Here is a 19,492-nt window from a genome sequence, read left to right as displayed (position 1 = left end):
TACTGGACGTGCGCGAGACTGCACCCGTAACGTCGGCCGGAGAGTCGTGACTAGCGCTGCTAGTTTTCAGTTGCCGGAGGGTGCCCCATGTCCGCGTCCGTGAAGCTGCCCCCGTTCGATCCGGCCGATCCGCTCGGCATCGACGACCTGCTGGAGCCGGAGGACCTCGCCGTCCGGGACACCGTGCGGTCCTGGGCGGCCGACCGGGTCCTGCCGTACGTCGCCGACTGGTACGAGAGCGGCGAGCTGCCCGGCATCCGGGAACTCGCCCGCGAGCTCGGCGGGATCGGGGCGCTCGGGATGTCGCTCGACGGGTACGGGTGCGCCGGGGCCAGCGCCGTGCAGTACGGGCTCGCCTGTCTGGAGCTGGAGGCCGCCGACTCCGGGATCCGGTCCCTCGTCTCCGTGCAGGGCTCCCTCGCCATGTACGCCATCCACCGTTTCGGCTCCGAGGAGCAGAAGCGGAACTGGCTGCCGCGCATGGCGGCCGGGGAGGTCATCGGGTGCTTCGGGCTGACCGAGCCCGACCACGGGTCCGACCCGGCCTCCATGCGGACGTACGCCAAGAAGGACGGCACGGACTGGGTGCTCAACGGGCGCAAGATGTGGATCACCAACGGGTCCGTCGCCGGGGTCGCCGTGGTGTGGGCGCAGACCGACGACGGCATCCGCGGGTTCGTCGTGCCGACCGACGTGGCCGGGTTCTCGGCACCGGAGATCAAGCACAAGTGGTCGCTGCGTGCCTCGGTGACGAGCGAACTCGTCCTGGACGACGTGCGGTTGCCGGCGGACGCGGTGCTGCCGGAGGTCGTCGGGCTCAAGGGCCCGCTGAGCTGTCTGTCGCACGCCCGGTACGGGATCGTCTGGGGGGCGATGGGGGCGGCGCGGTCCTGTCTGGAGGCGGCCGTGGACTACGCGAAGTCCCGGGAGCAGTTCGGGCGGCCCATCGGCGGCTTCCAGCTCACCCAGGCCAAGCTCGCCGACATGGCGGTCGAACTACACAAGGGGATCCTGCTCGCCCACCACCTCGGGCGGCGGATGGACGCCGGGCGGCTGCGTCCGGAGCAGGTCAGCTTCGGCAAGCTGAACAACGTACGGGAGGCGATCGAGATCTGCCGGACCTCGCGCACCATCCTCGGTGCCAACGGGATCTCCCTGGAGTACCCCGTCATGCGGCACGCGACGAATCTCGAGTCGGTGCTCACCTACGAGGGCACCGTCGAGATGCATCAACTGGTTCTGGGCAAGGCGCTCACCGGACTCGACGCGTTCCGGTAAAGCCTCTCGGTAACCCTGCGCGGGGGCAGGGCCGGTGAGCGGCCCTGCCTCAGCTCTGGTTGAAGAAGCCGTCCGTGCGGTGCGCGGCCGGGGCGCCGTTCACGATCTCGGTGTGGGCGGGGGTCAGCAGGAAGACGCGTGTGGACACGCGCTCGATGGAACCGCGGAGGCCGAAGATCAGGCCGGCTGCGAAGTCGACGACGCGCTTGGCGTCGGTCGCCTCCATCGCGGTCAGGTTCATGATGACGGGGACCCCGTCCCGGAAGAGCTCGCCGATGGCGCGCGCGTCCCGGAAGCTGTCGGGGGTGACCGTGCCGATGCGACGGCCCTTCTCCTCGGCGACGTCCGAGGCCACCTTGACCCGCGGGTCGGTGACCCAGGCATCCCCGGGCTCGGTTCCTTCGGAGTAGCCGTCGTCGTCGTAGTAACGCTCGTCATCGTTGTCGTCAACGAGGCCCAGCCAGGCACTCGCCTTGCGCACCGATCCCATGGACGCCTCCTCTCACAGCGGTCTTTCTCTCTTTACGTATCCCTATCGTCATCCATGATGCGGATGACGCGCCATGTGGATAGACGCCGCGCGGGGGGTTTGTGACGGTACTGGTGCACAGCGCATACGTCGAGGGCCCGCGTTTCACAAGGGCCGTTCCCCAAACGGCTGCTGACTGTGAGTGAAATATGATTCTTCACGGCGTATGGGTGACGGTCGGGGCGTACGGGTGAACGACGGACCGATACGATGCCGCCGCTCAACGTCGTACTGACCACGGGGGATCGTCATGTTCGGAATCGTCAGGCCCTGCCGGCATCGGCTCGGGGAGAGCCTCAAGACCCAGTGGATGGCGCATTTGTGCGGGTTGTGTCTCGCGCTGCGCAAGGATCACGGGCAATTCGCGCGGATCGTCACCAACTATGACGGTCTGCTCATATCGGTTCTGACGGAGGCTCAGGCCCCGCGGGACGCGGGCGGACGGCGGACGGCGGGCCCGTGCCCGTTGCGCGGCATGCGCACCGCCTCCGTCGCGGACGGCGAGGGCGCGCGCCTGTCGGCCGCCGTCTCGCTGGTGCTCGCCTCCGCCAAGGTCCGTGACCATGTCGCCGACGGCGACGGGCTGCTGGCCCGCAAGCCGGTGGCGCTCGCGGCCCGCCGGGTCGCGTCGAGCTGGGGTGCGGCGGGGGCCCGCGGTGGTCTCGCCGTCGGGTTCGACACCGCCGTGCTCGTGGACGCCGTGGACCGGCAGCTCGGCATCGAGACCCTCGCCGGGCCCGGCACCCCGATCCTGACCGTCACCGAGCCGACCGAGACGGCCACCGCAGCCGCCTTCGCGCACACCGCGGTCCTCGCCGGACGGCCGGGCAACGCCGCGCCGCTCGCCGAGGCCGGGCGCCTCTTCGGGCGGCTCGCGCATCTGCTGGACGCCGTGGAGGACCGGGAGTCCGACGCCGCGGCGGGGGCGTGGAACCCACTGACCGCGACCGGGACCTCCCTGGCGGAGGCCCGGCGGCTCGCCGACGACGCCGTGCACGGCATCCGGCTCGCGCTGCGGGAGGCCGAGTTCGGCGACCCGAAGCTGGCGCACGTGCTGCTGGTGCACGAGCTGCGGACGTCCGTGGACCGGGCCTTCGGCACCGCCTCCTGCGGACACGGCGGCGAACTGTCGCACCCCTACGCGCCTCCCGGCCCGGGCGGTCCGGGCTTCCCGCCGCCCCCGGAGCCGCCCCGCCGGGACCGGCGCGGGCTGCTCGCGGGGTGTGCGGTGTGGCTGGGCCTGGCCTGCACGTGCCAGATGTGCTGCGGCGAGTTCGAGGACCCGTGGACCCGGCAGCGCAGGGAAGGGCTGTGCAACCAGAGCGACTGCGGCGACTGCTGCGATTGCTGTGACTGCTGCTCGTGCTGCGGTGACGGGTGCGACTGCTGCGACTGCGGGTGCGACTGCTGATCCGCCGTGGGGGCGCGGCTGTTCGGGGGCCGCGGATTCGCCGTGGCCCGGTCGTGCGGCTTGTTCGGGCGCGGGTTCGCCGTGGCCCGGTCGTGCGGCTTGTTCGGGGGGCGCGGGCTCGCTGTCATCGGGCGCGCGGCTTGTTGAGGGGCCGCGGGTTCGCCGTGGCCGTCGCGCGGCTTGTCTTGTCCGGCGGCCCCTAGGAGTCCTTCAGCTCCGGCGGTGAGATCTCGGACCTGGTGATCGCCGAGCCCGTCGTCCCCCACTTCTTCAGGATCTCGGCGTACGTCCCGTCCGCGATCAGCCTGTTCACCGCGGCCTGGAAGGCGGGCGCGAGTTTCGTGCCCTTGTCGAAGGCGAAGCCCACGTCCAGACGGTGGAACTCGCCCAGGAACGTCACGCCCTCCTGGTGGGCGACCGCGTAGCGCAGGCCGTTGATGGTGGACATCACCACATCGCTGCGGCCCTGCTGGAGCGAGGACCAGATCGCGCCCTGCTCGCTGTACGTCTGCACCTGGTACGCCTTCTCGCCGGCGTCGGCGCAGACGTGCTTGTTCTCCTCCAGGGTGGCCTCGAAGGTGGTGCCCGCGCTGGTCGCGACGTTCAGGCCGCACAGCTGCCGGAGGTCGGTGACCTTCTTCAGGTCGCTGTCCTCACGGGTGGCGAAGCCCTGGCCGTCGTTGATGTAGGTGACGAAGTCGATCGTCCTGCGGCGCTCGTCGGTGACACCGAAGTTGCCGACGCCGAGGTCGTACTTGCCGCTGTCCAGGGCCGGCAGGATCGCCTCGAAGCTCGCCTGACGGGTCTTCAGCTCGACGCCGAGGACCTTCGCGACCGCCTGGGCGAAGTCGACGTCCTGGCCGGCCAGCGTCTTGCCGTCGTCCAGGATCGACGTACCGGGCGGCTGGCCGGAGATGCTGACGGCGAGGGTGAGGCTCCGGACGCCGGGGGGCAGCAGCCCGGCGGCCGCCGGGTCCTTGCGGATCGCGGAGACGACGTCGGCGGTGGGGATCTCGTCGGACCGGGCCGCGGCGTTCACCGTGTCGTCGGTACCGGAGCCGCACGCCGTGAGGAACAGCGTCCCGGCGGTGATGAGAACGAACGGCGCCATGAGGGCATTTCGGGCACGCAGAGGTGTGCGCATGGCAGGAGGGTCTCCTGGGAGCGAGAAGCGCTGGGTGAGGGGAGGGCGCGTGTGAAGGCGAAGAAGAAAAAGGCAGCGAAAGGGGGTCGGCTCAACAGGAAGAGGACCACACACGACCGAAGTCGATGTGGGAGCGCGTGACCAGCCACTGCTGCGAATGCATGGGGTTAGTGGAACAGGCATCCGGTTGTGCGTCAACCGACTTGAGACGTCCGGCTCACAGTACGGACAGCCTTGACAGCGAGGGGAAACGGCCCCGTAGTCTCACAAGGCGGCCCTGCTGAGGGGCTCGGCCGCATCCGTGTGAAGGCATCCATCCGAGTTCATCACCGACTCGACTTCCCGGAGCCTTCGCATGTCCTCCGACACCCTCGCCAAAGCACCCGCACCGGAGATACCCGAGAACGCGGCCTCCCTGCGCATCGTCCCGCAGCGCCGCCTCGGCCAGTGGGCGGCCGCCGTCGCCGTCCTCGTCCTGCTCGTCCTCGCGCTCGACTCGGTCCTGCGCAACGACGCGTTCCAGTGGGACGTCGTCGCCGAGTACTTCACCACCGCCGCCGTGCTGCGCGGACTGTGGCTCACCCTGTGGCTGACCGCGGTCGTGATGGCGCTCGGCTTCGTGCTGGGCGCGCTGCTCGCGTCGGCCCGGCTGTCGGCCAACCCGGTCCTCAGAAGCGTCAGTTGGGGATACGTCTGGCTGTTCCGGTCGATCCCGATCCTGGTCCAGCTGCTGCTGTGGTTCAACATCGGGGCGCTGTACCCGCGGGTGTTCGGGGTGCGGACGGTCGACCTGCTCGGGCCGGTCACCGTCGCCGTCATCGGACTCACCCTGCACGAGGCCGCGTACGCCGCCGAGGTGGTGCGCGGTGGCATCCTCTCCGTCGACCGCGGCCAGATCGAGGCCGCGCAGGCGCTCGGACTGAGCCGATGGCGGCGCTGGTGGCGGATCGTGCTGCCGCAGGCGATGCGCTCGATCGTGCCGCCCGCCGGGAACATGCTGATCGGCACCCTCAAGGGCACCTCCATCGTCAGCGTCATCGCCGTACAGGACCTGCTCCACTCGGTGCAGCTCGTCTACCACCGCACCTACCAGGTCATCCCGCTGCTGATGGTGGCCACTGTCTGGTACACCCTCGTCACCTCGGTGCTCGGCGTCGGCCAGTACTACGTGGAGCGGTACTACGCGCGCGGTTCGGAGCGGGCGCGATGACGCGGCACTCGCTGGTGATCGTGGGCGCCGGACCGCGAGGGACCGGCCTGATCGAGCGGATCGCCGCCAACGCGCCCGAGCTGTACGGCGGTTCGGGCCTCGACATCCATCTCGTGGACCCGCACCCGCCCGGCGCCGGACGGATCTGGCGGGCCGACCAGTCCCCGCTGCTGTGGATGAACTCCCACGCCGAGGACATCACCATGTTCACCGACGAGACGGTGGCCATGGCGGGACCCGTCCGCCCCGGTCCCACCCTGCACGAGTGGGCCGGCATCGAAGGCGCCGCCTTCGCCGACCGGCAGCTCCAGGGCGCCTATCTGCGCTGGGTCCACGAGCAGGCGGTGGCCGCGCTGCCCGACGGAGTCCGCGTCCACCACCACCCCCGGCGGGCCCTGCGCGTCGGCGGTCCCCGCGAAGGACGTCAGCAGGTGTGGCTGGAGGGCCGCCCCCGGCCCCTGCTCGCCGACCTCGTGGTACTCACCCTCGGCCACCTGGACGCCGAACTGGACGAGGAGCAAGGCCAGTTGGCGGCCCATGCCGACGAACACGGCCTGGTCCACCTGCCGCCCGACTTCACCGCCGACAGCGACCTGTCCGCGCTCGAGCCCGGCCGGCCCGTCCTGGTCCGCGGGTTCGGGCTGGCCTTCGTCGACCTGATGGTGCTGCTCACCGAGGGGCGCGGCGGACGGTACGAGGGTGACGTCTACGTGCCCTCGGGGCAGGAGCCGGTGCTGTACGTCGGCTCGCGGCGCGGAGTGCCGTACCACTCGAAGATCGGCTACGAGTGGACCGGTGAACGGCCGCCGCTGCCGCGGTTCTTCGGGCCCGCCGAGGTCGACGCGCTGCTGGCCCGGCCGTCCGGCTTCGACTTCCGGCGGGACGTGTGGCCGCTGATCGAGAAGGAGTTGGGCTTCGCCCACTACCACCGGCTCTTCCACGCCCACCCCGAACGGACGGCCATGGCCTGGCCGGACTTCGAGGAGAGGTACGCGGCCGGTACGGGCGTCGGGGAGCTGGTCGCGTCCGCCGTGCCCGACCCCGCCGACCGGCTGGACCTGGCCGCGCTCGACCGTCCGCTGGAGAGGGCGCGGTACGGCTCGCACGAGGAGTTCCAGGCCGGGCTGCGGGAGTACGTCGAGCGGGACCTGACCCGGCGTCACAGTCCGGCGCACAGCCCGGACCTGGCGGTGTTCCTCGGGCTGCTCTCGGTGTACGGGCAGCTGGTGCGGCTCGGTGACGCCGGGCCGTGGTGGCACGGCTTCTTCAGCTATTTGGCCTCCGGACCGCCCGGGCCGCGGCTGCGGCAGCTCCTGGCCCTGTCGCGGGCCGGAGTGGTGAGGTTCGTCGGCGCCGACATGAACGTCCGCGCCGAGGAAGGGGTGTTCCGGGCGACGAGCGCCACCGTGCCGGGCGCCTTCGTGGAGGCGCGGGCGCTGGTGGAGGCGCGGCTTCCCGAGCCCACCGTCGGCAGGGCCCGCGACAGCCTGCTGCGCGCACTGCACGCCGACGGCGCCGACGAGACGCCCGACGGGCTGCTCCGGGTCGATCCCGTCGACGGGCGGATCGTCGATCGGGACGGCCGTCCGCACCCCCGGCGCTTCGCGCTCGGCCCCTTCACCGAAGGCCGTACCTCCGGAGCCTTCACCCGGCCGCGCACCGGCGGCCCCGCGTTCCGGCAGAACGACGCGACGGCACGTGCGGCCCTGTCGTTCCTGAGCGCCCTCGTCGCCCGTGCGGCTGCCTGAGACCTCCTACCGCGTCGCCCGGCCTGAGACCCCCTACCGCAAGGAACCCCCACCATGAGCGTGATGGTCGACATCAGATCCGTCCACAAGAGCTTCGGCTCCCTAAAAGTGCTGAAGGGCATCGACCTCGCCGTGCGCACCGGCGAGGTCACCGTGATCCTCGGCCCGTCCGGCTCCGGCAAGTCGACGCTGCTGCGCACCATCAACCACCTGGAGAAGGTGGACGGCGGCGCGATCAGCGTCGACGGTGCGCTGATCGGCTACCGGCGCTCCGGCGACAAGCTGTACGAGCTGCCCGAGCGCGAGGTGCTCAGACAGCGCACCCGGATCGGCTTCGTCTTCCAGAACTTCCACCTCTTCCCGCACCTCACCGTGGTCGACAACATCGTCGAGGCCCCCGTATCCGCGCTGAAGCGCCCGCGTCGGCAGGCCGTCGAGGACGCGCTTCGGCTGCTCGACCGGGTGGGGCTCGCCGACAAGGCCGACGCCTACCCCCGGCAGCTGTCCGGCGGGCAGCAGCAGCGGGTCGCCATCGCCCGGGCGCTCGCGCTGGAACCCCGGCTGCTGCTGTTCGACGAACCGACCTCCGCGCTCGACCCCGAGCTGGTCGGTGAGGTCCTCGACGTCCTCAGAGACCTGGCCCACCAGGGCACCACCATGATCGTCGTCACCCATGAGATCGGCTTCGCCCGCGAGGCCGCCGACACGGTCGTGTTCATGGACGACGGCCGGATCGTCGAACAGGGCCCGCCGGCCAACGTCCTGGACCACCCGCGGCACGAGCGCACGCGGGCCTTCCTCTCGAAGGTGCTGTGATGCTGCATCTCGCCGCGGCCGTGGACCGGCCGGCGACCTCCGAGGCCGCCCCCTATGTCGAACTGGCCCGGCTCGCCGAACACGGAGTGCTCGACTTCGTGACGCTCGACGACACCTTCGCCCGCCCCGGGCCAAACGCGCTCGACATGGTGTCCCGGGTGGCGCCGGCCACCAGCCGGATCGGTCTCGTCCCGACGGTCACGACCACCCACACCGAGCCGTTCCACGTCCAGGCGGCCGTCACCGCCCTCGACCGGGTCAGCCGCGGCCGGGTCGGCTGGCGGCCGGCGGTGGCGGCAACCGAGGGCGAGGCCCGGTCCCTCAGCCGCCGGCCCGCCGAGGCGCTCCGGCGGGAGGCGGGTGAAGTCACCGATGCGGCAGCCGAGTTGTGGGGCAGCCGGGAGGACGCCGCCGGGACACGGGAGGTGCTCATCGACGGGGGCACCCCGGGCCGAGAAGGTCCAGCCCTCGACGTCGACGTGGTGCGGCCCCGGCCCCCGCAAGGGTGTCCGGTGCGGGTCCTCGACGCCACGGAGGGGCCTGCCCGGCGGACGGCCGCCCGGTACGCCGATGTGGCGCTGGTCCAGGTCGCGAGCGCGGCGCAGGCCATGGCCGTGCGCGCCGAACTCCGGTCGGCCGCAGAGCGGTTCGGCCGCGCCCCCGGGGAGCTGCGGGTCCTCGCGAGCCTCCTCGTGGACCTGGGCGACGGCGAGCACGCGGCCGAGCCCGGCCATGGCGGAGGCGGCCCCCGGAGCACCGCGCGGGGCCCGCTGTACCGGGGCGGCCCCGTCGACCTCGCCGAGCTGATCGGCGCCTGGCACGGGCAGGGTGCCGTCGACGGTTTCCATCTCACGCCCGCCGAATCGGCCCGCGACCTGGAGCGGCTCGTCAACGGCACCGTGCCGCTGCTCCAACACCGGGGTTTGTTCCGCACGTTCTACCCGGGCAGCACGCTCCGGGACCACCTGGGCCTGGCCCGGCCCGCCAACCGGTACGCGGGGGAGCTGTCCTGAGCCGGCGGCCGTCGCACCGACCCGGTGAGGGAAGGCGGGCGTCTCAAGTGACCGTTGAGACGGATGGCTTGCCGAAGGCGGTTTTCGGCGATGTCACGAGCGGGCCGCGCAGGGGCCGCTTCCGCTTCCCGCGGCCCGCCGCGCCCGGCACCGAGGGACGCACGGCGGTCCGCCTCGACCGGGTGCCGCTCACCGTGTGCGCCGTCACCGACCATGTCATCTGCCGTGTCCCCGCCGCCCCGGACGACGCCGGACGGCGCTGTCGCGGCGGGGGAGCACACTCTGCTCCGGGGGAGGGGCCTCTCCGTGTCACCGCATGGGTGGTTCAAAGATTGACGGCCGAAAGGCGCCCTTGCGGCTACCGGTCGTTCGGCCGAATACTCCCCCTCAGCGCTTGTCAGGGGCACGGCGTGTTCGAAATCCGAACGTTCCCGCTTCTGGCTGCGCCTCACGGGCCCCGACCCCACGCGGGCCCCCGACCTCCCTGGGAGGGAACGACAAGTGAGGATCAAGCGCACCACCCCCCGCAGTGGCATCACGAGACGGACCCGGCTGATCGCCGTATCCTCCGGACTCGTGGCCGCCGCCGCGATCGCGATCCCCAACGCGAACGCCTCGGACGTGTCCACCTTCAGCGCGAGCGAGCTGAAGAGCGCCAACAGCTCGGTGCTCAAGGCCGATGTCCCGGGCACCGCCTGGGCGGTCGACAGCAAGACCAACCGTGTGGTCGTCACCGTCGACAGCACGGTCTCCAAGGCGGAGATCGCCAAGATCAAGCGGCAGGCCGGCGCCAACGCCGACGCGCTGACGATCAAGCGCACCAACGGCACGTTCAGCAAGTTCATCCAGGGCGGCGACGCCATCTATGCGAGTAGCTGGCGCTGCTCGCTCGGCTTCAACGTCCAGGACAGCAGCGGCAACCAGTACTTCCTGACCGCCGGTCACTGCACCGACGGCGCGGGCACCTGGTACTCCAACTCGGGCCGCACCACGGTCATCGGTTCGACCGCCGGCTCCAGCTTCCCGGGCAACGACTACGGCATCGTGCGCTACACCGGGTCCGTCAGCCGGCCCGGCACCGCGAACGGCGTCGACATCACCCGCGCGGCCACCCCGTCCGTGGGCACCACCGTCATCCGTGACGGCTCGACCACCGGTACGCACAGCGGCCGGGTCACCGCCCTGAACGCCACGGTCAACTACGGCGGCGGCGACGTCGTCGGCGGTCTGATCCAGACCACCGTCTGCGCGGAGCCCGGCGACTCCGGCGGCTCCCTGTACGGCAGCAACGGCACCGCGTACGGTCTCACCTCCGGCGGCAGCGGCAACTGCACCTCCGGTGGCACGACCTTCTTCCAGCCGGTCACCGAGGCCCTGAGCGCCTACGGCGTCAGCGTCTACTAGACCCGGCCGGACCTCGGCGTCCCGACGCCCCGCAGCACAGCCGGTCCCCGGTGGGCCCCCGCACGCGCCTGGCGTGCGGGGGCCCACCGCCGTCGTGAGCACGGGCGCCCGGGCTCACGAGGCCGGGCACAGCCAGTCCAGTACGGCGGGCAGGGCCTCGATCGCCCCGAAGTGACCGGTGTCCGGGGCGAGGACGGGGCGGACGCGGGGCACCCGGTCCAGGAGCCGGTGGAAGTGACCCACCGGGGAGAGCCGGTCCAGGGCCCCGTGCCACAGCAGGACCGGCCGGGTGATGGCCGCCGGGTCGAAGCCCCAGTTGCTCAACAGGGCGAGGGAGTCGTCGAGCCAGCCGTACGCCGAGACGCGCAGCGCCTCCCGGTAGGCGCGCAGCAGCATGTCGCCGACGGACGGGTCGAAGACGATCCGCCGGTCGGCCTCGGTGAGCCCGTCGCGGAGGGTCACCAGCAGCTGGGCGGGGTCCCGGCGGACGTCGGCGGCGCGGGCGGCGAGCCGTTCGGCGTAGGCGAGCGGGTCGGTGAGCGCCAGCGTGCAGTCTTCGACGTGGGACGGCGCCATGCCCTCGAACCAGCTCAGCCCGGCCGCGTCCGGCGGTGCGGGACAGGCCAGTGCCGCCGCCCGCCGGACCCGCCCGGGCAGCAGCGCGGCGCAGGCCAGGGCGTGCGGGGCGCCGCCCGAGTGGCCCAGGACGGTGAACCGCTCCAGGCCGAGGGCGTCGGCCAGGTCCGCCACGTCCCGGGCGGCGTCGGCGACCCGGCGCCCGGGCTGCCGGTCGGAGTCCGCGTAGCCGGGACGGTCGTAGGCGAGGAACCGCACCCAGGGGTGGGTCTTCATCACCGCCTCGGGGACCACTCCGAAGCGGCAGCCCGGGGTCGCGTGCAGCAGCACCACCGGCATGCCGCGCGGGTCGCCGTACTCCTCGACCGTCAGCCACCGGCCGTCCCTGGTCCGTATGCCGTCGAGCACCTGCGTCCTCCGTCTCCCTTTGTGTACAGCGCGGAGTTACCGTCGAAGTACACACCTTGAGCGCCTGAATCGGACCCTGGGGGCCGTCATGGTCGAGGAGCTGGTGGTGGCGGGAGTGACGCTCGCGTCCGCCGGAGCGGTGTACGTGATGGCGGCGGCGCGGGTCGTCAAGCAGTACGAGCGGGGCGTGGTGTTCCGGCTCGGCAGGCTCCGGCCGGACGTGCGCGGGCCGGGGTTCACGATGATCGTTCCGGGCATGGACAAGCTCCGGAAGGTCAACATGCAGATCGTGACCATGCCGGTGCCCGCGCAGGAGGGCATCACCCGGGACAACGTCACCGTGCGGGTGGACGCCGTCGTGTACTTCAGGGTGACCGCGCCGGCCGAGGCGGTCGTGCGGGTGGAGGACTACCGGTTCGCGGTCTCGCAGATGGCGCAGACCTCGCTGCGGTCCATCATCGGCAAGAGCGAGCTGGACGATCTGCTGTCGGACCGGGAAAAGCTCAACCAGGGGCTGGAGTTGATGATCGACAGTCCGGCCGTGGAGTGGGGCGTGACCATCGACCGGGTGGAGATCAAGGACGTCTCGCTGCCCGAGACCATGAAGCGGTCCATGGCCCGGCAGGCCGAGGCCGACCGGGAGCGACGGGCCCGGGTCATCAACGCCGACGCCGAGCTCCAGGCGTCCAAGAAGCTCGCCGAGGCCGCCAAGGAGATGTCCGAGCAGCCCGCCGCGCTGCAACTGAGGCTGCTCCAGACGGTGGTGGCGGTCGCCGCCGAGAAGAACTCCACGCTGGTGCTGCCGTTCCCCGTGGAGCTGCTGCGGTTCCTGGAGAGGGCGCAGCAGGGATATCCGGGGCCGCAGCAACCGCCGGTTCCGGGGACTCAGCAGGCGGCGCCCCCGGTCGAGCAGCAACCGGTGCAGGAGCAACTTCCGCCTCCCGCGCCCCGCCTGGACGCCGGCTCGGAGGGGTCGAGTTCAGGACAGGACTAGACCTCACAGACTGGTCATGGGTTACTCGCACGTAGTGTTTGCGCTGCGAACACACCTGGTGTGACTGTGCATGGTCAATCCCAAGGGGGCGTGCACCCCGCGTTCTACGCGCGTCCTGAACTCAACCTTGTGCGCCCCCTGGGGGGTTCGAAAGAGTAAGGGCTCGTCAACCAGCCTTCCGGCCCGCGAGGTCCCCACAACCGACCGGGCCGACCCCCCACAGGAGGACCCGAGTTGAAGCACCGACGCATACCCAGGCGGCGGGCAGCCCTGGCAGGCGCGGGAATCGCCGCGCTGGTCGCCGCGGGCGTCACCTTGCAGACTGCGAACGCCAGCGAGCCCGCGAAGAGCTCCGAACCCAAGGTTCTGTCGGCACTGGCGGCCGGAAACCTCGCCTCCACGCTCGACAAGGAGCTCGGCACCGACGCGGCGGGAACGTACTACGACGCGAAGAGCAAGGCTCTCGTCGTCAACGTCCTCGACGAGGCCGCGGCCTCGGTCGCCGAGGAGGCCGGCGCCAAGGCCCGGGTGGTGGAGAACTCCCTCGCCGAGCTCAGAGGCGCCCGTACGACGCTCAAGGACGACGCGACCATCCCGGGTACCTCCTGGGTGACCGACCCGACGAGCAACAAGGTGGTCGTCACCGCCGACCGCACGGTCTCCGACGCCGAGTGGGCCAAGCTCGCCAAGGTCGTCGACGGGCTCGGTGCCACGGCCGAACTGCAGCGCACCAAGGGGGAGTTCAAGCCCTTCGTGGCCGGCGGTGACGCGATCACCGGGGGCAGCGGCCGCTGCTCGCTCGGCTTCAACGTGGTCAAGGGCGGCGAGCCGTACTTCCTGACCGCCGGGCACTGCACCGAGTCGATCTCCACCTGGTCGGACTCGAGCGGGACCCGGATCGGCACGAACGAGGTCTCCAGCTTCCCGGGCGACGACTACGGGCTGGTGAAGTACACCGCCGGGGTCGACCACCCGAGCGAGGTGAACCTCTACAACGGGTCCGCGCAGGCGATCTCGGGGGCGGCGCGGGCGACGGTCGGCATGTCCGTCACCCGCAGCGGCTCCACCACCCAGGTGCACTCCGGGAAGGTCACCGGTCTCGACGCCACGGTGAACTACGGCAACGGCGACATCGTCAACGGCCTGATCCAGACGGACGTGTGCGCCGAGCCCGGTGACAGCGGCGGCTCGCTGTTCTCCGGGAGCAGCGCGGTCGGGCTCACCTCGGGCGGCAGCGGTGACTGCGCCTCGGGCGGGGAGACGTTCTTCCAGCCGGTGACGGAGGCGTTGTCGGCGACGGGTACGTCGATCGGCTGACCGGCGCGGATCGTGCGAGGTCCCGCCCCTTCCACAGGGGCGGGACCTTCCGTCTGCCTCAGGACGCCTGGGCGGGCAGCGGCTCGCCGTCGCGCTTCGCGCGCAGTACCGCCACCCCGAGCGTGATCGCGATCCCGACCGCCGCCCACGCCGACAGCACCAGCAGGGCGCCGGTGGTGTCGTTGCCGTCGAAGTAGGCGATCGAGCGGGCCACCCAGGTGCCCGCGCCCGGCGGCAGCGCCGGGCCGATCGCCGCCCAGAACGGCGGCAGCATCGGCAGCGGGAAGGCGCCGCCCGCGCTCGGGTTGCCCGCGATCACCACGAGCAGGATCGCCAGCCCGATGCCGACGGTCCCGAACAGGGCCTGGAGGGCGAGGGTCGCCGCCCCGACGGCGAAGGTGATCAGGGCGCCGAGTCCCCAGAAGGCCAGGACGCTCCCCGGCAGCGCGTCCAGGATCGGCCCCACGATGACCGCGCCGCCGAGCCCGCCGACGATCGACACCAGGGCCGTCACCGCCAGCCGGATCACCGCGCGGCGCGGGCCGGCGGGCCGGGCGCCGCTGCTGATCGCGAGGATCGAGGCGGTCAGATAGCCGCCGACGCACCAGCCCACGACGACGTAGAAGGACGACAGCCCGTCGAAGTCCGTCGAGGAGGCCGGGGCCACGTCCACCGTCCGGACGGTCCTCCGCTGGGAGGTCTCCAGGGCGGTCAGGTACGTCTCCAGGGTGGTCGCGAGGACCGTGCCGCCGCCGCTGGCGACCAGGAGCCGGTCGGTCGTGCCGGACGCGTCGATGATCAGAGCCCCGTCGATGTCCCGGTTCATGATCTGCTTCCGGGCCGTCGCCTCGTCGGACAGTGCCCGCGGGTCCAGCGGTGCGCCGGGCAGCTTCTCCAGCCGGGCCACCGCCTGCTCGGCCGCGGCCCGCGGCGCGACGACCGCGAAGGGCACGTCCCTGGGCTTCGGGTTGTGCAGTGCGCCCACATAGGAGGCGATGAACAGCAGCTGGAGGGCGAGCACCCCGAGGACGAGCAGCGTCGCGCGCGGGGTGACCGCGTCCTTCACCTCGGCGAGAAGGCCGTTCCGGGCGCCGTTGCGTGTCATGTCCCCACAGTCCGAGGTGGGGGGCGTTTCCGCAGGTGGGGGAGGGCCGAACGGTTGTCGTACAGATGTTCGGGAATTGGTCTATGGTGGGGGTGAGGCAGTCGGGAACTGATGTTCGATTTACGGGAGGCGTGGATGCCAGGGTTCACGCATCTGCACACCGTCTCCGGGTTCTCCCTGCGCTACGGCGCCTCCCACCCGGAGCGGCTGGCGGAGCGCGCCGCCGAGCGGGGCATGGACGCCCTCGCCCTCACCGACCGCGACACCCTCGCCGGCACGGTCCGCTTCGCCAAGGCCTGCGCGAAGGCGGGGGTACGGCCGGTCTTCGGCGTCGAGCTGGCGGTGGAGGAGCGCGCACCGGAACCCGTACGGCGGGAAAAGCGCCGCGCGCCGGTCCGCGGAGGTGCCTTCATCGACGAGTCGACCCCCCGCGTCACCTTCCTCGCCCGGGATGGCGCCCACGGCTGGGCCGACCTGTGCCGACTGGTCACGGCGGCCCACACGAGCGAGGGCACCCCCCTGCTGCGCCGGGCGGACAACGCGGGCGACGGTCTGACCGTCCTGCTCGGCCCCGCCTCCGACGTCGGCCGCGCCCTCGCCGCCGGACGCCCCGACCGGGCGGCCCGGCTCCTCGTCCCCTGGCGCGAGACCTACGGCGACGCCCTCCGGCTGGAGGCCGTCTGGCACGGCCGCGAGGGCACCGGGTCCGGCTCCCTGCGCCTCGCCGCCCGCACCGTCGGCTTCGCCGCCGAGCAACGGGTGCGCCCCGTGCTCAGCAACGCCGTCCGGTACGCCGACCCCGGTCAGGGCCCGGTCGCCGACGTGCTGGACTCCGCCCGCCGGCTGGTCCCCGTCGACCCGACGAAGGAGCTGGACTCCGGCGAGGCCTGGCTCAAGGACGCGTCCGCCATGCTGGCGGCGGCCGAGCGGGTCGTGGAGGCCGCGGGCTTCCGGCGCGACACCGCCCACCGGCTGCTGGAGCAGACCCGGGCCACCGCCGCCGAGTGCCTGGTCGACCCCGAGGACGACCTCGGCATCGGCACGGTCCACTTCCCCGAGCCGCATCTCGTCGGCGCGGGCCGCCGCACCGCCCAGCGCGTGCTCGCCTCACGGGCGGCGGCGGGGATGGTGCTGAAGGGCTATGCCGGCCGGCGCGACTACTGGGAGCGGGTGCACCAGGAGCTGGACATCATCGCCCACCACGGCTTCGCCTCCTACTTCCTGACGGTCGCTCAGGTAGTGGACGACGTACGGGAGATGGGTATCCGGGTGGCCGCACGCGGCTCCGGCGCCGGCTCCCTCGTCAACCACCTCCTCGGCATCGCCCACGCCGACCCGGTCGAGCACGGGCTGCTGATGGAACGGTTCCTGTCCAAGCGTCGGCTCGTGCTGCCCGACATCGACATCGACGTGGAGTCCGCGCGCCGGCTGGAGGTCTACCGCGCGATCATCGACCGGTTCGGCACCGAGCGGGTGGCGACCGTCGCGATGCCGGAGACGTACCGGGTGCGGCACGCGATCCGCGATGTCGGCGCGGCCTTGTCCATGGACCCCGCCGACATCGACCGCATCGCCAAGTCCTTCCCGCACATCCGCGCCCGGGACGCCCGCGCGGCCCTGGAGGAACTGCCCGAACTGAAGGAGCTGGCCGGGGAGAAGGAGAAGTACGGCAGGCTCTGGGAGCTGACCGAGGCGCTCGACGCCCTTCCGCGCGGAGTCGCCATGCACCCCTGCGGGGTCCTCCTCTCCGACGCCTCCCTGCTGTCCCGGACGCCGGTCATGCCGACCAGCGGCGAGGGCTTTCCCATGGCGCAGTTCGACAAGGACGACGTCGAGGACCTCGGGCTGCTGAAGCTGGACGTGCTCGGGGTGCGGATGCAGTCGGCGATGGCGCACGCGGTCGCGGAGGTGGAGCGGGCGTCGGGGGAGCGGGTCGACCTGGACGCGATCGCGCCGGGCGACCCGGCGACGTACCAACTCATCCGTTCCGCCGAGACGTTGGGCTGCTTCCAGATCGAGTCGCCGGGCCAGCGGGACCTGGTCGGGCGGCTCCAGCCGGCCACCTTCCACGACCTGGTCGTCGACATCTCGCTCTTCAGGCCCGGCCCGGTCGCCGCGGACATGGTGCGGCCGTTCATCGAGGCGCGGCACGGGCGGGCGCCGGTGCGCTATCCGCACCCGGACCTGGCGGAGCCGTTGAAGGGGACGTACGGGGTCGTCGTCTTCCACGAGCAGATCATCGACATCGTCGACATCATGACCGGCTGCGGGCGCGGCGAGGCGGACCGGGTGCGGCGCGGGCTGTCCGACCCGGAGTCGCAGGGGCGGATCCGGTTCTGGTTCGCGCAGCACGCGGCGGCGAAGGGGTATACCGCGGAAACGATTCAGCGGACCTGGGAGATCATCGAGGCCTTCGGCTCCTACGGCTTCTGCAAGGCGCACGCGGTCGCCTTCGCCGTACCGACCTACCAGTCGGCGTGGCTGAAGGCGCATCACCCGGCGGCCTTCTACGCCGGGCTGCTCACCCATGACCCCGGGATGTACCCGAAGCGGCTGCTGCTGGCGGACGCGCGGCGGCGCGGGGTGCCGATCCTGCCGTTGGACGTGAACCGGTCGGCGGTCGCCCACCGTATCGAACTGGTGTCTGAATCTCCCTCGGTGTGGGGGCTGCGGCTCGCCCTCTCCGACGTGCACGGCATCAGTGAGGCGGAGGCGGCGCGCATCGCGGACGGGCAGCCGTACGCCTCGCTCCTGGACTTCTGGGAACGGGCCCGGCCGAGCCGGCCGCTCGCCCAAAGGCTGGCCCAGGTGGGCGCGCTGGACTCCTTCGGCGCCAACCGGCGTGACCTGCAACTGCACCTGACCGAGCTCCATCGGGGCGCGCGGGGCGCCGGTGGTGGTCAACTGCCGCTGGCGGGCGGGCGGAGGACCGCGCCCGCGGGACTTCCGGACCTCTCCTCCGCCGAGCGGCTCAGCGCCGAACTGGGCGTGCTGTCGATGGACGCCTCGCGCAACCTGATGGACGACCACCGGGAGTTCCTGGGCGAGTTGGGCGTGGTCGACGCCCGCCGGCTGCGCGAGGCGCGGCACGGCGAGACCGTGCTGGTCGCGGGCGCCAAGGCGGCCACCCAGACACCGCCGATCCGGTCCGGCAAGCGGGTCATCTTCAGCACCCTGGACGACGGCACCGGCCTGGTCGACCTCGCCTTCTTCGACGACTCCCACGACGCCTGCGCCCACACCGTCTTCCGCTCCTGGCTGCTGCTGGTGCGCGGGGTGGTGCAGCGGCGCGGGCCGCGCAGCCTCAGTGTGGTGGGCGCCGCCGCCTGGAACCTCGCCGAACTGGTCGAACTGCGGGTGGAGAAGGGCCTCGACGCGGTGGCGGCCCGGCTGGTGGAGCCGGTGCCCGGGAGATCCGGTGACGCACCCGGCGACCCGACCGGCGGCCGGCGCGTCCGGATGCCGACGGGATACGAACTGCATCCGTGGGCCGATCTGCGACCTGCGGGTCAAGAGCCCTCACAGGTAAGGAAGTTGTGGCACCAGAGTCCGGGGAGTGCGGGATGACCATCCTCTGCGTACGTTTCCAGCTGCCGCCCACGGGTGAGGCGGCCCTGTCGGGTCTGCTCGGGTTGCTGGAGGAGTTCACGCCGGTCGTCGAGGCGTTGCCGCCGGACGGGGCGCTGGTCGATCTGCGGGGCGCCGAACGCTACTTCGGGCGGGACGCCGTCGAACTGGCCTCGGTGATCCGGGTCCGCGCCCTCGCCCTGCACGGCGTCGACTGCGTGATCGGCGCCGGACCGGGGCCGATGCTGGCCCGGATGGCGATGCGGGACGCGCGGCCCGGGGTGACCCGCGCGGTGTCCGAGGAGACGGTCAGGGACTTCCTGGCCGAGCGGCCCGTCGCCGCGCTCCCCGGCGTCGGTACGGCCACCGCCCGCACCCTGTGCGAGTACGGCCTGGACACCCTCGGCCGGGTCGCCGCCGCCCCCCTGTCCACGCTCCAGCGCCTGGTGGGCGCGCGGGCCGGCCGCGAACTGCACGAGAAGGCGAACGGGATCGACCGCGGCCGGGTCGTCCCGAACGCCGTCTCCCGCTCCCTGACCACCGAACGCCCCTTCACCCGCGACGAGTTGGACCCCGACCGGCACCGCCGCGCGCTGCTCTCCGCCGCCGACGAACTGGGCGCCCGGCTGCGCGCCCTCGACAAGGTCTGCGGCGCCCTCACCCTCACGGTCCGCTACGCCGACCGCTCCTCGACCACCCGCACCCGGACCTTGAAGGAACCCACCGCCCACTCGGTCGCGCTGACCAGGGCGGCGTACGAGATGTACGAGGCGCTCGGCCTCCAGCGCGCCCGGGTCCGCTCGACGGCCCTGCGCGCCGAGTCCCTCGGCCCCGCCGAACAGGCCTCCCACCAGCTCAGCTTCGACCCCGTCGACGAAAGGCTCCGCCGTATCGAGGAGGTCGCGGACCGGGTGCGGGCGAGGTTCGGGCCGCATGCGGTGATGCCGGGGTCGCTGGCGGCGTGACCCGGGG

15 protein-coding genes are annotated in these 19,492 nt (G+C 72.0%); 11 read left to right on the top strand and 4 right to left on the bottom strand.

Annotated features, from left to right (window positions below; translation table 11 throughout):
* Positions 1-87: 87 nt before the first annotated feature.
* On the top strand, positions 88-1,278 hold the full coding sequence (locus tag ACZ56U_RS34225; protein WP_469087812.1) for an acyl-CoA dehydrogenase family protein: 1,191 nt from the start codon (positions 88-90) through the stop codon (positions 1,276-1,278).
* A gap of 49 nt (positions 1,279-1,327) precedes the next feature.
* Here ACZ56U_RS34225 and ACZ56U_RS34220 read toward each other — a convergent pair whose 3' ends face one another.
* Positions 1,328-1,768: a cell division protein SepF gene (locus ACZ56U_RS34220; protein ID WP_391240554.1), complete on the bottom strand. Its 441-nt coding sequence runs from the start codon at positions 1,766-1,768 to the stop codon at positions 1,328-1,330.
* 289 nt (positions 1,769-2,057) lie between these two features.
* Between ACZ56U_RS34220 and ACZ56U_RS34215 the strand changes: the two genes are divergently transcribed.
* Positions 2,058-3,218: a DUF5685 family protein gene (locus ACZ56U_RS34215; protein ID WP_469087811.1), complete on the top strand. Its 1,161-nt coding sequence runs from the start codon at positions 2,058-2,060 to the stop codon at positions 3,216-3,218.
* 199 nt (positions 3,219-3,417) lie between these two features.
* Here ACZ56U_RS34215 and ACZ56U_RS34210 read toward each other — a convergent pair whose 3' ends face one another.
* On the bottom strand, positions 3,418-4,362 hold the full coding sequence (locus ACZ56U_RS34210; RefSeq protein WP_469087810.1) for an ABC transporter substrate-binding protein: 945 nt from the start codon (positions 4,360-4,362) through the stop codon (positions 3,418-3,420).
* Between the two features lie 355 nt (positions 4,363-4,717).
* Between ACZ56U_RS34210 and ACZ56U_RS34205 the strand changes: the two genes are divergently transcribed.
* From ACZ56U_RS34205 to ACZ56U_RS34185, 5 genes are all read left to right on the top strand, one after another.
* The gene (locus ACZ56U_RS34205; RefSeq protein WP_469087809.1) at positions 4,718-5,572 is read left to right on the top strand and encodes an amino acid ABC transporter permease; all 855 of its coding nucleotides are present in this window, start codon (positions 4,718-4,720) and stop codon (positions 5,570-5,572) included.
* The gene (locus tag ACZ56U_RS34200) at positions 5,569-7,320 is read left to right on the top strand and encodes an FAD/NAD(P)-binding protein (protein WP_469087808.1); all 1,752 of its coding nucleotides are present in this window, start codon (positions 5,569-5,571) and stop codon (positions 7,318-7,320) included. The genes ACZ56U_RS34205 and ACZ56U_RS34200 overlap by 4 nt, the downstream gene beginning before the upstream one ends.
* A 54-nt stretch (positions 7,321-7,374) precedes the next feature.
* Positions 7,375-8,136: an amino acid ABC transporter ATP-binding protein gene (locus ACZ56U_RS34195; protein WP_469087807.1), complete on the top strand. Its 762-nt coding sequence runs from the start codon at positions 7,375-7,377 to the stop codon at positions 8,134-8,136.
* Positions 8,136-9,149, top strand: coding sequence for an LLM class flavin-dependent oxidoreductase (locus ACZ56U_RS34190; protein ID WP_469087806.1), 1,014 nt, complete (start codon positions 8,136-8,138; stop codon positions 9,147-9,149). Before ACZ56U_RS34195 ends, ACZ56U_RS34190 begins: the two co-directional genes overlap by 1 nt.
* Positions 9,150-9,650: 501 nt before the next feature.
* Positions 9,651-10,553 carry a S1 family peptidase gene (locus tag ACZ56U_RS34185; RefSeq protein WP_469087805.1) on the top strand — a complete coding sequence of 301 codons (903 nt, stop codon included), beginning with the start codon at positions 9,651-9,653 and terminating at the stop codon, positions 10,551-10,553.
* Between the two features lie 114 nt (positions 10,554-10,667).
* On the opposite strand, the gene ACZ56U_RS34180 is transcribed toward ACZ56U_RS34185, so the two are convergent.
* The gene (locus ACZ56U_RS34180; RefSeq protein WP_469087804.1) at positions 10,668-11,537 is read right to left on the bottom strand and encodes an alpha/beta fold hydrolase; all 870 of its coding nucleotides are present in this window, start codon (positions 11,535-11,537) and stop codon (positions 10,668-10,670) included.
* 88 nt (positions 11,538-11,625) lie between these two features.
* Between ACZ56U_RS34180 and ACZ56U_RS34175 the strand changes: the two genes are divergently transcribed.
* The gene (locus tag ACZ56U_RS34175; protein ID WP_469087803.1) at positions 11,626-12,531 is read left to right on the top strand and encodes a slipin family protein; all 906 of its coding nucleotides are present in this window, start codon (positions 11,626-11,628) and stop codon (positions 12,529-12,531) included.
* A gap of 234 nt (positions 12,532-12,765) precedes the next feature.
* A complete protein-coding gene (locus tag ACZ56U_RS34170; RefSeq protein WP_469087802.1) occupies positions 12,766-13,848 on the top strand; it encodes a S1 family peptidase in 1,083 nt (360 codons plus the stop codon).
* 58 nt (positions 13,849-13,906) lie between these two features.
* Here ACZ56U_RS34170 and ACZ56U_RS34165 read toward each other — a convergent pair whose 3' ends face one another.
* A complete protein-coding gene (locus ACZ56U_RS34165; RefSeq protein WP_469087801.1) occupies positions 13,907-14,953 on the bottom strand; it encodes an ABC-2 transporter permease in 1,047 nt (348 codons plus the stop codon).
* 135 nt (positions 14,954-15,088) lie between these two features.
* Here ACZ56U_RS34165 and ACZ56U_RS34160 point away from each other — a divergent pair, with 135 nt between their 5' ends.
* Together ACZ56U_RS34160 and ACZ56U_RS34155 are read left to right on the top strand one after the other, a co-directional pair.
* On the top strand, positions 15,089-18,520 hold the full coding sequence (locus tag ACZ56U_RS34160; RefSeq protein WP_469087800.1) for a DNA polymerase III subunit alpha: 3,432 nt from the start codon (positions 15,089-15,091) through the stop codon (positions 18,518-18,520).
* Positions 18,517-19,485 (top strand): DNA polymerase Y family protein, encoded by a 969-nt coding sequence (locus tag ACZ56U_RS34155; RefSeq protein WP_469087799.1) that lies wholly within the window; start codon positions 18,517-18,519, stop codon positions 19,483-19,485. Before ACZ56U_RS34160 ends, ACZ56U_RS34155 begins: the two co-directional genes overlap by 4 nt.
* Positions 19,486-19,492 lie beyond the last annotated feature (7 nt).

The organism is Streptomyces sp. NPDC034103 (genome assembly GCF_055575395.1).
The sequence above is the reverse complement of the archived record's forward strand: the minus strand, read 5'-3'. Positions and strand labels throughout refer to the sequence as shown.